This window comes from Bradyrhizobium betae (assembly GCF_004123905.1).
GTDB lineage: Bacteria > Pseudomonadota > Alphaproteobacteria > Rhizobiales > Xanthobacteraceae > Bradyrhizobium > Bradyrhizobium betae_A.
The window spans coordinates 124,668-138,604 of sequence record NZ_MZXW01000016.1 but is presented as its reverse complement, the minus strand read 5'-3'; the positions used below and the strand labels follow the sequence as shown (position 1 = coordinate 138,604).

Below are 13,937 nucleotides of genomic sequence, written 5' to 3'. Positions count from 1 at the left end.
CTCCTCGCAATGACGACAACGGTGACTTCCGTAGCATGTCCCTGATTGGCCGCCTCATCGTCATCTTCGTCGGCTTCCTCGCTGCCTGCTTTGTCGGCGGCATGATCATCGTCATCGCGCTGCTGTTCCCGGAGTTCGCCGATCTCGGCGCCGGGCCTGTCGATCAGGGCACGATCGATATTTTGCTGGGCTTCGGCTTCATCTTCGTCTCGGGCTTTGCGCTGGTTCCGGCTGCGGTGATCGTCGCGATCACCGAGGCGCTCTACATCCGCAGTGCGCTCGCTTACGCTGTGGGCGGCGGCCTTGTCGGGCTCGCCTGCTATCTCGGCCTCATTCCCTTTCACTCCGACACGTTGCAGTTCGAGGGCATCGTGCGGCGGCATCTGGAGATCATGACCGGCGCGGGCATCGTTGCCGGCGTCGTCTACTGGCTGATCGCCGGCCGCAACGCCGGCGCCTGGCGCAACCCGCCGCCCCCGCGCATGCCGCCTCCGCCGCTGCCGTCGAATTCAAGGCCGGATGCGCGGTAGTTTGTGCTGTCATTCCGGGGTTTTCATCCCTCCTCCACTCCGCTAAACCGCGCGCATGAACCGGACTGGACTCTTCATCGCCCTGGCGCTGTGGCTCGTAATCGGCGTCGTTTTCGGCCTCTACCCCGAGCTCGATCTCAAGCTCGCCGCGCTGTTCTTCGACCCCGAGACGAAGACGTTTCCGCTCAAGCTGAACGATTGGGCAGGCTTTGCGCGTGACGCCGCGATGTGGGTCTCCTGGGCCTTCGTGGTGCCGCCGCTGGTCGCGCTCGTGGTCAAGATGGTCCGGCCGGACCGTCCCCTGATGGTGTCGGGGCGCGCGATCGTGTTCCTGCTGGTCACGATCATCATGTCGGCCGGCATCCTCACCAACCTCACCTTCAAGTCCTATTGGGGCCGGCCTCGTCCGGTGGTGGTGACGCAGTTTGCCGGCGACCAGCAGTTCGTGCCGTGGTGGGATCCGCGCGGCGACTGCGCGCGCAACTGCTCGTTCTTCTCCGGCGAAGGCGCGACCGCGTTCTGGACGGTGGCCCCGGCTGCGCTGGCGCCACCGGCGTGGCGGCCGCTCGCCTATGCCGGTGCGGTCATCTTCGGCGCCGTCACCAGCGGGCTGCGGATGGCGTTCGGCGGACATTTCTTTACGGACGTGTCGATCGCCGGCCTCGTCACTTTTGTCGTGATCTGGTTCGCCTACGCGCTGATTTACCGCTGGCCGCGGACCCGGTTCTCGGACGCGGCGGTCGATGCCGCCCTGACCCGGCTGAACATGCCCGCCTACCGGCTCCGCCAGCGCCTGTTCGGCCGCAAGACGGGGGCCGAGTCCTCGGTTTGAGCCATTAAATGGGTGCCGAGGCCTGCGAAATTTGATATTCGCCCGGTCAAGTTCGCCCTCGCATCAGCCCCTTGAGACCCGATTGGAAGCGCCATGACCACGATCCTGAAAAGCCTGCCCAAGGGTGAGAAAGTCGGCATCGCGTTTTCGGGTGGCCTCGACACCAGCGCGGCGCTGCTCTGGATGAAGCAGAAGGGCGCGCGCTGCTACGCCTATACCGCCAATCTCGGCCAGCCGGATGAAGCCGACTACAACGAGATCCCCCGCAAGGCGATGGAGTTCGGCGCCGAGAAAGCGCTGCTCGTCGATTGCCGCACCCAGCTCGTCCACGAGGGCATCGCCGCGATCCAGTCCGGCGCCTTCCACATCTCGACCGGCGGCATCACCTATTTCAACACCACGCCGCTCGGCCGCGCGGTCACCGGCACGATGCTGGTCGCGGCCATGAAGGAGGACGGCGTCAACATCTGGGGCGACGGTTCGACCTTCAAGGGTAACGATATCGAGCGCTTCTATCGCTACGGCCTGCTGACCAATCCGGGCCTGAAGATCTACAAGCCTTGGCTCGACCAGCAGTTCATCGACGAGCTCGGCGGCCGCGCCGAGATGTCGGCGTTCATGACGGCGCAGGGATTTGCCTACAAGATGAGCGCCGAGAAGGCGTACTCGACCGACAGCAATCTGCTCGGGGCCACGCATGAGGCAAAGGATCTCGAGAGCCTCGACAGCGGCATCAAGATCGTCAATCCGATCATGGGCGTGCCGTTCTGGCGCGACGACTGCGCTGTGAAGGCCGAGAGGGTCGTGGTGCGTTTCGAGGAAGGCCAGCCGGTTGCGCTGAACGGCCAGACCTTCTCTGATCCGGTCGCGCTGTTCCTCGAAGCCAACGCCATCGGCGGCCGCCACGGCCTCGGTATGAGCGACCAGATCGAGAACCGCATCATCGAAGCCAAGAGCCGCGGCATCTACGAAGCGCCCGGCATGGCGCTGCTGCACATCGCCTATGAGCGCCTCGTCACCGGCATTCACAACGAGGATACGATCGAGCAATACCGCATCAGCGGCATGCGCCTGGGCCGCCTGCTCTATCAGGGTCGCTGGTTCGATTCGCAGGCCCTGATGCTGCGCGAGACCGCACAGCGCTGGGTCGCGCGCGCCGTCACCGGCGAGGTAACGCTGGAGCTGCGCCGCGGCAACGACTATTCGATCCTCAACACCGAGAGTCCGAACCTCACCTATGCGCCTGAAAGACTCAGCATGGAGAAGGTGGAGGACGCGCCGTTCACGCCGGCCGACCGCATCGGTCAGCTCACCATGCGCAATCTCGACATCGCCGACACGCGGACGAAGCTCGGTCTCTATTCGAAGACCGGCCTGCTGTCGGGCAGCGAAGGCTCGCAGATCTTCAAGCTCGAGAGCGACAAGGGTTGACGCTGTAACCGCGACTGTCGCTTCATTCGTCATTGCGAGCGAAGCGAAGCAATCCAGAATCTTTCCGCGGTGACAGTCTGGATTGCTTCGTCGCTTCGCTCCTCGCAATGACGAAAAAAATGGCCGGGATCGCTCCCGGCCATTTTGCATTTGTGGCTATCACCTCAGCGCGGCGGCGCGGTGCCGGGCGGGGGCGGTGGCAGCGAGGCCTGGCCACCGTTGAGCAGTGGCGTGATGTTGCGGACGGTGACGCGCCGGTTGATCGCGCTCGGCCCCTGCGTCTGCTCCTTCAGGTACTGCTCGCCATAGCCCTGCGACGTCAGGTTCTCCGAGGGCACGCCGAACTGCTGGGTCAGCAATTCGGCCGCGGACTGCGCGCGGCGATCCGACAGCGACAGATTGTCGACCTCGTTGCCGACCGCATCAGTGTGTCCCTCGATCAGGAACACCACGCGCGGGTTGGCCTGGATCGCACGGTTGAGGCCGTCGGCGATCGCTTGCAGCTTCGCCGCCTGGTCCGGTGGGATCGTCCACGAACCCGTCTCGAAGGTGATCGTGTTGACGTCGATGCTCGGCATCTGCATGCGAATATTCGGGCTGTAGCGGATTTCGTCGAGCGTGTAGCGCCGACTGATCCGCTGCACCGGGGGTGCTTCCATGGTCTGGTAGATCACGTCCGGCGACGCTTCCTGGGCATCGACGATGTAGCGATCGTAGGGAATGTTCACGACCGGCGGCGGCGCGTCGACATAGAAGCCGCCGACCGACTGCGGATCACGGTAGCTGTTGTCGATGATGATGATCTCGCGCCCGCCGGGGTCTCGGCGGATTCGCCGCAGCAACCGGCCGTCCGGAGCGACCACGGTGATGATCTCGCTGCCGTCGGGACGGATAACGACGGTGCGGGTATCGCCGCCGACGATGTCGGTGCGGATGTCGCGGGCGCCGTAGCGGAATCGATAGAGATCGTTGCCGCGGACATAGGCCTGCCCGCCGGGATCGCGGATGATGATGCGATCCGGCTCGGTGTAGACGGTGCGGCCGCCTTCGACGCTCTCGCGTCGCTGGTTGTGGAGGTCGGCGATGGTCGCGCCGATCACGGCGCCGGCCACCACGCCCGCGCCGATCGCGAGCGGTGTCAGGTCACGCTGCGGCGGACGCGGCGCAGGCGGCAGCGGCGTGGTCGTCGTGGGTGCGGCGCGGAAGGCAGGGGCAACCGTCGGCGGCCTGTATTGGGCCCTGTCGGGCGGCGGCGTTGCGGCCGCGGAGCCCGGGACGGTGCTCGGTGCCGCGGCGCCAGCGGGAGGAGCCGGCGGCCGGGGTGGAGCACCCGCTTGCGGCGATGTGGGCGGAGTTCCGGCAGCGGGCGCGCCCGCGGGAGGCGTTCCACCCTGTTGGCCGGGCGTCGGCGTTGCGGTGGGAGCCGGGGTCGCGCCGGGAGCCGGCGCTGCACCGGGGCGTCCGGGCGGCGGCGTCACTGCACCAGGGGCCGGCGTAGCCGTCGGAGCGGGTGCGGCACCGGGAGCCGGTGACGGCGATCCTGCCGCCGGAGGCGTGCCGGGACGACCGCCGGGCGGCGGCGCGCCGGGGCGGCCCGGCGGCGGTGCAGCGGGCGTGCTGCCGGGAGCCGGGGTCGCAGTCGGCGCGGGCGTCGTTGTCGGTGCAGGTGTGGTTGCCGGAGCGGGCGCATTCGGCCGGGCTGCGGGCGCCGCCGTCGGAGCAGGGGGTGTCGCGGTGGGCGCAGGCGCGGGCCGTCCTGCGGGTCCTGCTGCCGGGGGCGGCGGAGGTGTCGGCGTCGGATGAGCCGCGGCGGGCGGGGGCGTCGGCGCGTGCTGCTGCGGAGCCGCGGCGGGAGGCGGGGCCGGCGGTGTCGGAGCCGGGCGCGCCGCAGGCGGGGCCGGCGGGGGTGGCGTCGGCGCATGCTGCTGCGGGGCCGCAGCCGGGGGCGGCGCGGACGGCTTGGGAGCGGCAGGCGGCGGCGGGGGCGGCGGAGGAGCCGGACGGGCTGCAGGCGGGGGCGGAGGTGGCGGCGGCGCTGCCGGGCGCGGCGGTGCGGCTGCCGGCGGAGGCGCTGCGGGCGGATGAGGCGGTGCGGCCGCGGGCGGCGGCGCGGCCGGGCGCGCGGGTGCCGCAGGCGGCGCGGCGGCCGGCGGTCCCTTCGGCGGCTGCTTCGGTTTTCCGTCAGGGCCAGTCTCTGGCTGGGCCTGAGCGACGACGAGCGGCGCGCTTTGAGCATGCGATACGGTGTTTGCCAATTGCATCGCGGTCAGAGCCGTGGTCGCAAGCAGCACGAAACGAAGGTTGGTCATGGTGGTCAACTTCCCCGGAAGGTTCTTTGACAAAGTGTTGGGATGAGCAGCTACGCGTTAGGCCGGATTGTGGCGGGCGAAGCAGTCGCGGCCCGATTTATTTCTGCATGGAAATCACGTCACTCTAGCAACGTTCATTGCGCATTCAGACGCTGGTTGCAATCGCCTCACATGTGATGCTTCGCCTCATCTATGATTTCGCGGCGGCATTGCGTCCGTCGCAGGATTTGGCGTGAGCGGGCCATTCGGCCCGCGCGATGGAATCTCTTCAGGCATGCGGCCCGGCAATTCGTCGGGCCGTGGTGGCGAGCCGGGCTCGCGCACCGGCGGTGTGATTTCAGGCTGCGGATTGCCCGGCGGAATTCCGGGCGGCGGCTCGGTCGGAGTCCCCGGTGTTGCCGGCGGAATCTCGGGCGGTTCGATCGGCATCGGCATCATCGAGATCGGTTGTCAGGAGAACGACAACGATGATGCGGCGCCGATGTTCCGCGTCTGCTCGCTCTATTCCGGCGCGTGACAGACGGCCTCGATGTTGTGGCCATCAGGATCGAGCACGAACGCGCCATAGTAGTTCACGTGATAATGCGCCCGGATGCCCGGTCCGCCATTATCGCGACCGCCGGCGGCTATCGCAGCCTTGTAAAACGCATCGACGGTCGCGCGGTCTTTCGCGAGGATCGCGACATGCACCGGCTTGTTCAGCGCGCCCTCGCCGCCGATCCAGAAGTCCGGCTTGCCGTCGGCGCCGAAACCCGCGGCCGCGTCGTGGCCGGTCTGCTCCTGCGTCACTTCCATGATCAGGCTGTAGCCGAGTGGCGCAAGCGCCTTGGCGTAGAACGCTTTGGCGCGCTCATAGTCGGAGACGGGAAAGCCCAGATGATCGATCATCACAACCTCCGTGGTTCGTTGTCAGCGCGACAGGAACGTATTGCTCCGCGTCTTGCGCGCGATCGCAAAGCCGCGCGCGACCATGTCAGCGATACAATCCTGCTGCCATTCGTTTTGTGACAGATGCTCGATCACGACTGCGCGCGGCCACAGCGATGGCGGTGCATCGCGGAAGAAGCCGATCAGCACGCGGTCCTCAAAACCCTCGACGTCGATCTTGAGCGCATCGACCTGGCCGACGCCGGCCTCGTCGAGAATGCGCGTCAGTCGCAGCGACGGGACCTTGATCGCCTCGGTGCTGGCTGTGCCGGTGACGACGTGGGTGGCGCCGAGATTGCCGCCGCCGCTTTCGATCATCAGCTCACCGTCGCTGTCGCCCGCGGCGGCCTGGATCAGCCGCACCTGCGTCGCGTTCGATGCGGCATGGTTGAACGAGAGCCGTCCGAACGTCAGCGGATGCGGCTCGATCGCGACCACCTTGCCTGTGGGGCCGACCCGTCGCGCCATCACCAGCGCAAACGTGCCGACATTGGCACCGACATCGACGAACGTGCCGCCCATTGGCGTGTGCTGGCGCAGGAAGTCGAGCTCATCGAGATTGTAGTCGGGATTGAACAGCGCGCCGCGCTCGGTCGCACTGCCCTGGTGATAGAACCGAAACGAGGCGCCCTGATACTGGACGTCAAGGGGACCGCCGCGCAGCAAATTGACCAGCCGCGACATCCATGGCCGGAATGCGCCGCGCTTCAGCCCCAATTGTTGCGTGAGGCGAATGATCGCGGCCTGTGCCGCGTTCGGCGCAAACGCACCGAACGGCGCGGACGAAAGGGCGTTGTCGGGCGTCAAGCAGGCGGTCCTCGTTGCAAACGGCGCATGCATAGCCGGTTTTGCCAGGGACTCCAATCGCCGCGAGACGCCCGTAGCCCGGATTGCGCTGCGCTCGATCCGGGCTACGGGCTTCACGCCGCCTTCTTCGGCGCCGCCTTGCGCTGGCGCAGGAAGCGACCGAGCAGCTTGCGCTTGCCCTTGCGCGGGATCAGGTCGATGTCACTGACGAGCTTTGCGCCGCCCTTGCGGCGCTCCAGCACGATCTTGCGGCTGTGGAACGCTTCCAGCTCGACGCGATGCGCGACGCTGACGATGGTCGCCTTCGGCAGCTCGTCGGTGACCATCTGCATCATCTTGTCCTGGCTCTTCTCGTCGAGCGCCGAGGTCGCCTCGTCGAGCACGACGATGTCGGGGCTGTGCAGCAGCAGCCTTGCGAAGGCGAGACGCTGTTTCTCGCCGCCGGACAGCGTCTGATCCCACGGCCCGTCTTCTTCGATCTTCTCCTTGAGATGGTCGAGGCCGACCTTGTCCAGGGCTTCGCCGATCTCCTCGACGGTCCAGTCGTCCTCGGCGCCGGGATAGGCGACCGCGCGGCGCAAGCTGCCGGACGGCACGTAGGGCCGCTGCGGCAGCATGAACAGCCGCCGGTCCGGATGGAAATTGACGCTGCCGTCGCCCCATGGCCAGAGCCCGGCGATGGCGCGCACCAGCGTGCTCTTGCCGGTGCCGGATTCGCCGGCGACCAGCAGCCGCTCGCCCGGCTCGACCACGACTTCGGTCTCCCCGACCACGGCGGTGCCGTCGTCGAGCGTGACGGAGAGATCCTTCAGCTCCAGTATCGCCTCGTTGCTGGTCTCGCCGCGCTTGATGCGGCCGATTCCGTCGCCCTGCTCGGCGCGCTCGAGCCCGTCGAGCGACATCATCAGCGAGGCGATGCGGCGGGCGCAGGCATTCCAGTCGGCGAGCCGCGGATAATTGTCGACCAGCCAGCCGAACGCGCTCTGCACGATGGTGAAGGCGGAGGCGGCCTGCATCACCTGTCCGAGCGTCATGCTGCCGTCGAGGAATTTTGGCGCGCAGAGCAAGAGAGGGACCACGGGCGCAACGAGGTTCGAACCCTGCGACACCAGCGTGGTGCGCATGTGCTGGCCGGCCAGCCGCGCCCATTGCCGCAGCACGCCGGTGAAATTGCGGTCGATGCCGCCGCGCTCTTCCTCCTCGCCGCCGAGCAGCGCGATGCTCTCGCCGTTCTCGCGCACGCGCGTCAGCGTGTAGCGGAAGTCGGCCTCGGCCTGGTTCTTGTCCTCCGAGACCTGCACGAACTGGCGGCCGATCGTCAGGATCGACCCCGATGCGATCGCGGCGTAGAGCACCGCGGCGATGACGAGGAAGCCGGGTATTGTGATGGTCGAGCCACCGAGCGTGACGGTCAGCGCACCGCCGATGGTCCAGAGCACGACGATGAAGGTCGCGGCCGACAGCAGGGCCGAGGTGACGCCGGCGAGGAAGTCCACCGGCGAGTCCGTTGCAATGCGTAAGTCCTCGGCGATCCGGTATTCCGGATTCTTGTGGTCGCCGCCGACGAGGTTGAGCTGGTAGTAGCGCCCGTTCTTGAGCCAGCGCGTCAGCACGCTTGCCGTCAGCCAGGCGCGCCAGCGCCGCTGGATGCCCATGCGCGCAAACACCTGCGCGACGCCGAGCACGATGCTGCCGATCGCGAGCGGGAAGAACACCGCGGTGAGATGAAACACGCTGGCTGCATCACGGGTCTCGATCGCGTCGAAGATCGCGCGATTCCAGACATTGATGCCGTATTGGAACGCCACGGCGAGGACGATCAGTACGCCGAGGCCGATCGAGTAGAGCCACGCCAGCCGGTCGCCGTTGCGGCCCCAGAAGCCGCGGGCGCTGATCCAGAAGCGCGTCAGCAGGTAGTCCTTGCGGGCCTGCTCGGCCTCCTCGGGCGAGAGTTCGGGATCGGGCTCGACCAGCTCCGGCGGCGGCGGGGCGACCTCATCGCCGTTCTCACCCTTGATCTCGACGATGGGCCGCTTCCTGCCCTGTTCGCGCTTTACGGCCGGCTTGCTCATGCGCGGACAACGCGAAGGAAATCAAACGGTTCCATTCGGTTCCCATGCCGAATCACTCGGCGGCGCCGTGGCGCAGCCGGCGCACCCGCGCCGCCTTGTGGAGGACGCGCGACAATTCCTCGATCGAATAGGGCTTTTGCACGAGATCGAAGCCAAGGCTTCCCTCCTGCGACAGCGCCTCGCTGTAGCCGGTGGTCAGCACGATCGGCACACCGATGCCGCGGTCGCGGATCGCATGCGCGAGATCGAGCCCGGTCATGTCAGGCATCACCACGTCCGAGAACACGACGTCGAACCGATCCGAGTCCACAACCAATTCCGCCAACGCATCGTTGGCATTGTCGACCAGCGTGATGCTGTAACCGAGCTCGGTGAGGCCATCGGCGGCGAAATTGGCGAGCTCGATATTGTCCTCGACCACCAGCACCGACATGCCGCTGCCGGCCGCCGCGGGTGCCGTGTTCGGCGCCTGCTGCTGCGGCAGCAGGTCCGCCGGCACGCGCGGCAGATAGAGCGAGAACGTGCTGCCCTGTCCGACTTCGCTCGTGACCGTCACCTCGCCGCCCGACTGCCGGGCGAAGCCGAACACCTGAGACAGGCCGAGGCCAGTGCCGTGGCCGACCTGCTTGGTGGTGAAGAACGGCTCGAAGATGCGCCCGAGCCGCGCGGCGGGAATGCCGATGCCGGTATCACTGACGGCGACACTGATGAAGCCATGACTGCACACGAGATGCGCCAGCGAGTCCGGAACGGTCGTTGCCGGTTCGATCCTGAAGGCGATCTTTCCCATGCCTTGCATGGCATCGCGCGCATTGGTCGCCATGTTGATCAGCGCCGTCTCGAACTGGCTGGCATCGGCATTGACGAGGCAGGGCTCCGCCGGCAGCCATATCGTGATCTCGATCGCCGGTCCGAGCAGCGTGGCGAGCATGTCGTGCAGCGACTGCACCCGCTCGCCGACGTCGAACACCTCGGGTTTCAGGGTCTGGCGCCGCGCAAAGGCGAGGAGCTGGGAGGTCAGCCTGGCGGCGCGCGCGACCGCGTCCGCAATCGCGGTGATGTAGCGTTGCCGCCGCTCCTCCGTCAGCTGCGGCCGGTTCAACAAATCGACCGAGGCGCGGATCACGGTCAGCAGATTGTTGAAATCGTGCGCGACGCCGCCGGTGAGCTGCCCGAGCGCCTCCAGGCGCTGGCTGTGCTTGAGCGCCTCCTCGGCCTCACGCCGCCTTGCAGCCTCAAGCTGGAGGTGCTGGGTGCGCCGGAACGCGAACGCCAGCAGCAGAAACAGCAGCGCCGTGGCCGGAATGCCGAACACCAGATGCTGGCCGATGGTCGCGTACCAGCGTGCGCGAATGGCCGAGGTCTCCAGGCCCGCGCTGATATAGATCGGATACTCGGCGACGCGCCTGTAGCCGATGCGGCGCTCGATCCCGTCCGACGGCCAGGCGACGGTCATGAGGCCATGGTCGGCGTGTGCGGCGATCTGCTGCCCGACCGGCCCGGTCGGATCGAGCCGAAGATCACGGTCGAGCCGGGGGAAATGGGTGAGCAACACACCGTCGGTGCGTCCCATCGCGAAGAAGCTGCCGGGATCCGAGCCGATCCTGGCGTAAAAGCTCTCAAAGTATTCCGGCAGGACCGAGGCCTGGATCACGCCGATGAAGCTGCCGTCGTCGGTCTCGCGGCGCCGGCTCACGCCGAAGAAGCGCGCGCCCTGATAGGGCGGGCGCGGCGTCAGCGACGCCCCGATAAAACTTCCGACGTTCTGGTCGACATGAGCAATGAAATAGTCGCGGTCCGCAAAACTCTGCTGCGGAGGCGGCGAGGCGAGACTGTTGACCAGCGATCTTCCGCTGGCATCGAAGATCCAGGCCGATTTGAGCTGAGGCAGCGCATCGGTCAGGCGCTTCAGGCGGCGGTGCAGCGCCGGCTCGCGTGCGCGGATGATGTCGTCGGGAAGGCCGCGCACCACCTCGTTGATCTCGGCAAGGCTGCGGTCGATGGTTTCGAACACCTTGAGCGCGTGTTCATGCGCGACATCGAGCGTGCGCTCGATCTCGCGGTCGGCAATGTCTTTGGTCGATGTGTAGGAGATCGTGGAAGCGATGCCGAACAGCGCAATCGGAAGCGCCAGGGATGCAGCCATCATCCACTGCAACAGTCTCAGCGAATTGCGTTGCGCGCCCTGCACGGTCGCTCCGGTCCCCCGACCGGAGAGCTTACTTGAATTTCGCGCCGGGAAGGAAGCGGCTTATGGCGGGAACCGGAGGTTGCAATCCGGTGATTCGCGCGTGGTACGGAGCAGAAGAAAAATTTCCTAAAATCCGTACCGGCTGTAGAATGCCCCGGCCATTCGGGCCGGGGATCGAGGCGTGAATGGCGACCCTAGATCTGGCGCTCGACCATCTTGAGCTTGAGCTCGGCGATGGCTTCGGCCGGGTTCAACCCCTTCGGGCAGGCCTTGGCGCAGTTCATGATGGTGTGGCAGCGATAGAGGCGGAACGGGTCCTCGAGATTGTCGAGCCGCTCGCCGGTCGCCTCGTCGCGGGAATCCTTGACCCAGCGGTTGGCCTGGAGCAGCGCGGCGGGACCGAGATAGCGGTCGCTGTTCCACCAGTAGCTTGGGCACGAGGTCGAGCAGCAGGCGCAGAGAATGCACTCGTAGAGGCCGTCGAGCTTCTCGCGATCCTCGTGGCTCTGCTTCCACTCTTTTTGCGGCGTCGGCGAGGTCGTCTTCAGCCAAGGCTCGATTGAGGCGTACTGCGCGTAGAAATTGGTGAGGTCGGGGACGAGGTCCTTCACCACCGGCTGGTGCGGCAGCGGATTGATCTTGACGGCGCCGTCCTTCACGTCGTGCATCGAGCGGGTGCAGGCCAGCGTGTTCTGGCCGTCGATGTTCATGGCGCAGGAGCCGCAGACGCCTTCGCGGCAGGAGCGGCGGAACGTCAGCGACGGGTCGATGTTGTTCTTGATCCAGATCAGGCCGTCCAGCACCATCGGACCGCAATCATGGGTATCGACGTAATAGGTGTCGACGCTCGGATTCTTGCCGTCATCAGGGTTCCAGCGGTAGACCCGGAATTCGCGCGTTTCAGTCGCGCCCGCGGGCTTCGGCCAGGTCTTGCCGCCGGTGATTTTCGAGTTCTTCGGAAGTGCGAATTCAACCATTTCGATTCAGGCCTTCGCTGTTCGCTCAGTACACGCGCGCTTTGGGCGGGATGTACTGCACGTCGTTGGTCATGGTGTAGTCGTGAACCGGGCGGTACTCGATCTTGACCTTGCCGGCATCGTCCAGCCAGGCCAGCGTGTGCTTCATCCAGTTCTTGTCGTCGCGCTCGGAGAAGTCCTCGCGGGCATGCGCGCCGCGGCTCTCGGTGCGGTTGGCGGCCGAGTTCATCGTCACCACCGCCTGCGAGATCAGATTGTCGAATTCCAGCGTCTCGATCAGGTCGGAATTCCATACCAGCGAGCGGTCGGACACCGCGATGTCGGTGATGCCGCTGTGGACCTTCTCGATCAGATTCTGGCCTTCGCTCAGGATATCGCCGGTGCGGAACACCGCGCAATTGTTCTGCATCACATGCTGCATGCCTTCGCGCAGCTTCGCGGTCGGTGTGCCACCGGAGGCGTAGCGATAGTGGTCGAGGCGGCCCAGCGCGAGGTCGGACGAGTTCGCCGGCAGTTCGGGCTGGCTGGCGTTCGGCGTGAGCTTCTCGGCGAGACGCAGCGCGGCAGCGCGGCCGAACACGACGAGGTCGATCAGCGAGTTCGAGCCGAGGCGGTTGGCGCCGTGCACGGAGACGCAAGCCGCTTCGCCGATCGCCATCAGGCCCGGGATGATGGCGTTATCGTCGCCGTCCTTCTTGGTCAGCACTTCGCCATGATAGTTCGTGGGGATGCCGCCCATGTTGTAGTGCACGGTCGGCACGATCGGGATCGGCTCGCGCGTCACATCGACATTGGCGAAGATCTTCGCGGATTCGGAGATGCCCGGCAGCCGCTCGGCCAGCACCGCGGGATCGAGATGGTCGAGATGCAGGAAGATGTGGTCCTTCTTCTTGCCGACGCCGCGGCCTTCGCGGATCTCGATGGTCATCGCGCGCGAGACGACGTCGCGCGAGGCCAGATCCTTTGCGGACGGCGCGTAGCGCTCCATGAAGCGCTCGCCCTCGGAGTTGACGAGATAGCCGCCTTCGCCGCGTGCGCCCTCGGTGACGAGACAGCCCGAGCCGTAGATGCCGGTCGGGTGGAACTGGACGAACTCCATGTCCTGCATCGGCAGGCCCGCGCGCAGCACCATGCCGCCGCCGTCACCGGTGCAGGTGTGCGCCGAGGTGCAGGAGGCGTAGGCGCGGCCGTAACCGCCGGTGGCCAAAATGACGGTCTGGGCGCGGAACCGGTGCAGCGTGCCGTCGTCGAGCTTGAGCGCGATGACGCCGCGGCAGGTGCCCTGGTCGTCCATGATCAGATCGATGGCGAAGAACTCGATGAAGAATTCGGCCGCGTGGCGCAGCGACTGGCCGTACATCGTGTGCAGCATGGCGTGGCCGGTGCGGTCGGCGGCGGCGCAGGTGCGCTGCGCCTGGCCCTTGCCGTAGTCCATGGTCATGCCGCCGAACGGACGCTGGTAGATCTTGCCGTCCTCGGTGCGCGAGAACGGCACGCCCCAATGCTCGAGCTCGTAGACCGCCTCGGGCGCGTTGCGCACCATGTATTCGATCGCGTCCTGGTCACCGAGCCAGTCCGACCCCTTCACGGTGTCGTACATGTGCCAGCGCCAGTCGTCCTTGTGCATGTTGCCGAGCGAGGCGGAGATGCCACCCTGTGCCGCGACAGTGTGCGAGCGGGTCGGAAAGACCTTGGTGATGCAGGCCGTTTTCAGGCCGGCTTCGCTGCAGCCGACCGTGGCGCGCAGGCCCGCGCCGCCGGCGCCAACCACGACGACGTCATAGGTGTGGTCTTCGATCGGATAGGCTTTGCCGTTGGTGGCGGGAGCGCCGTTGCCTTTGCCATTCGTCGCTGTGGCCAT

The 13,937-nt window shown here is 66.5% G+C and carries 11 protein-coding genes; 3 read left to right on the top strand and 8 right to left on the bottom strand.

The window, feature by feature from the left end; genetic code table 11:
• Positions 1–35 precede the first annotated feature (35 nt).
• From B5V03_RS10810 to argG, 3 genes are all read left to right on the top strand, one after another.
• Positions 36–530, top strand: a complete 495-nt coding sequence (locus tag B5V03_RS10810; RefSeq protein WP_129269968.1) for a hypothetical protein — start codon at positions 36–38, stop codon at positions 528–530.
• Positions 531–585: 55 nt separating this feature from the next.
• A complete protein-coding gene (locus B5V03_RS10805; RefSeq protein WP_129269966.1) occupies positions 586–1,362 on the top strand; it encodes a phosphatase PAP2 family protein in 777 nt (258 codons plus the stop codon).
• Between the two features lie 93 nt (positions 1,363–1,455).
• On the top strand, positions 1,456–2,793 hold the full coding sequence (gene argG / locus B5V03_RS10800) for an argininosuccinate synthase (RefSeq protein WP_129269964.1): 1,338 nt from the start codon (positions 1,456–1,458) through the stop codon (positions 2,791–2,793).
• 164 nt (positions 2,794–2,957) lie between these two features.
• Here argG and B5V03_RS10795 read toward each other — a convergent pair whose 3' ends face one another.
• The 8 genes from B5V03_RS10795 to sdhA form a co-directional block, all read right to left on the bottom strand.
• Positions 2,958–5,102 carry an OmpA family protein gene (locus B5V03_RS10795; protein ID WP_129269962.1) on the bottom strand — a complete coding sequence of 715 codons (2,145 nt, stop codon included), beginning with the start codon at positions 5,100–5,102 and terminating at the stop codon, positions 2,958–2,960.
• A gap of 186 nt (positions 5,103–5,288) precedes the next feature.
• Positions 5,289–5,531, bottom strand: a complete 243-nt coding sequence (locus tag B5V03_RS42245) for a hypothetical protein (RefSeq protein WP_164987928.1) — start codon at positions 5,529–5,531, stop codon at positions 5,289–5,291.
• Between the two features lie 72 nt (positions 5,532–5,603).
• Positions 5,604–5,990: a VOC family protein gene (locus B5V03_RS10785; protein WP_129269958.1), complete on the bottom strand. Its 387-nt coding sequence runs from the start codon at positions 5,988–5,990 to the stop codon at positions 5,604–5,606.
• 21 nt (positions 5,991–6,011) lie between these two features.
• Positions 6,012–6,836, bottom strand: a complete 825-nt coding sequence (locus B5V03_RS10780; RefSeq protein WP_164987927.1) for an FkbM family methyltransferase — start codon at positions 6,834–6,836, stop codon at positions 6,012–6,014.
• Positions 6,837–6,949: 113 nt separating this feature from the next.
• A complete protein-coding gene (locus B5V03_RS10775; RefSeq protein ID WP_129269956.1) occupies positions 6,950–8,908 on the bottom strand; it encodes an ABC transporter ATP-binding protein/permease in 1,959 nt (652 codons plus the stop codon).
• A gap of 52 nt (positions 8,909–8,960) precedes the next feature.
• Positions 8,961–11,099, bottom strand: a complete 2,139-nt coding sequence (locus B5V03_RS10770; RefSeq protein ID WP_129269954.1) for a hybrid sensor histidine kinase/response regulator — start codon at positions 11,097–11,099, stop codon at positions 8,961–8,963.
• Between the two features lie 194 nt (positions 11,100–11,293).
• Entirely contained in the window at positions 11,294–12,076 is a 783-nt protein-coding gene (locus B5V03_RS10765) for a succinate dehydrogenase iron-sulfur subunit (RefSeq protein WP_129269952.1), read from the bottom strand.
• A 25-nt stretch (positions 12,077–12,101) separates the two neighbouring features.
• Positions 12,102–13,937, bottom strand: coding sequence for a succinate dehydrogenase flavoprotein subunit (sdhA, locus tag B5V03_RS10760; protein ID WP_129269950.1), 1,836 nt, complete (start codon positions 13,935–13,937; stop codon positions 12,102–12,104).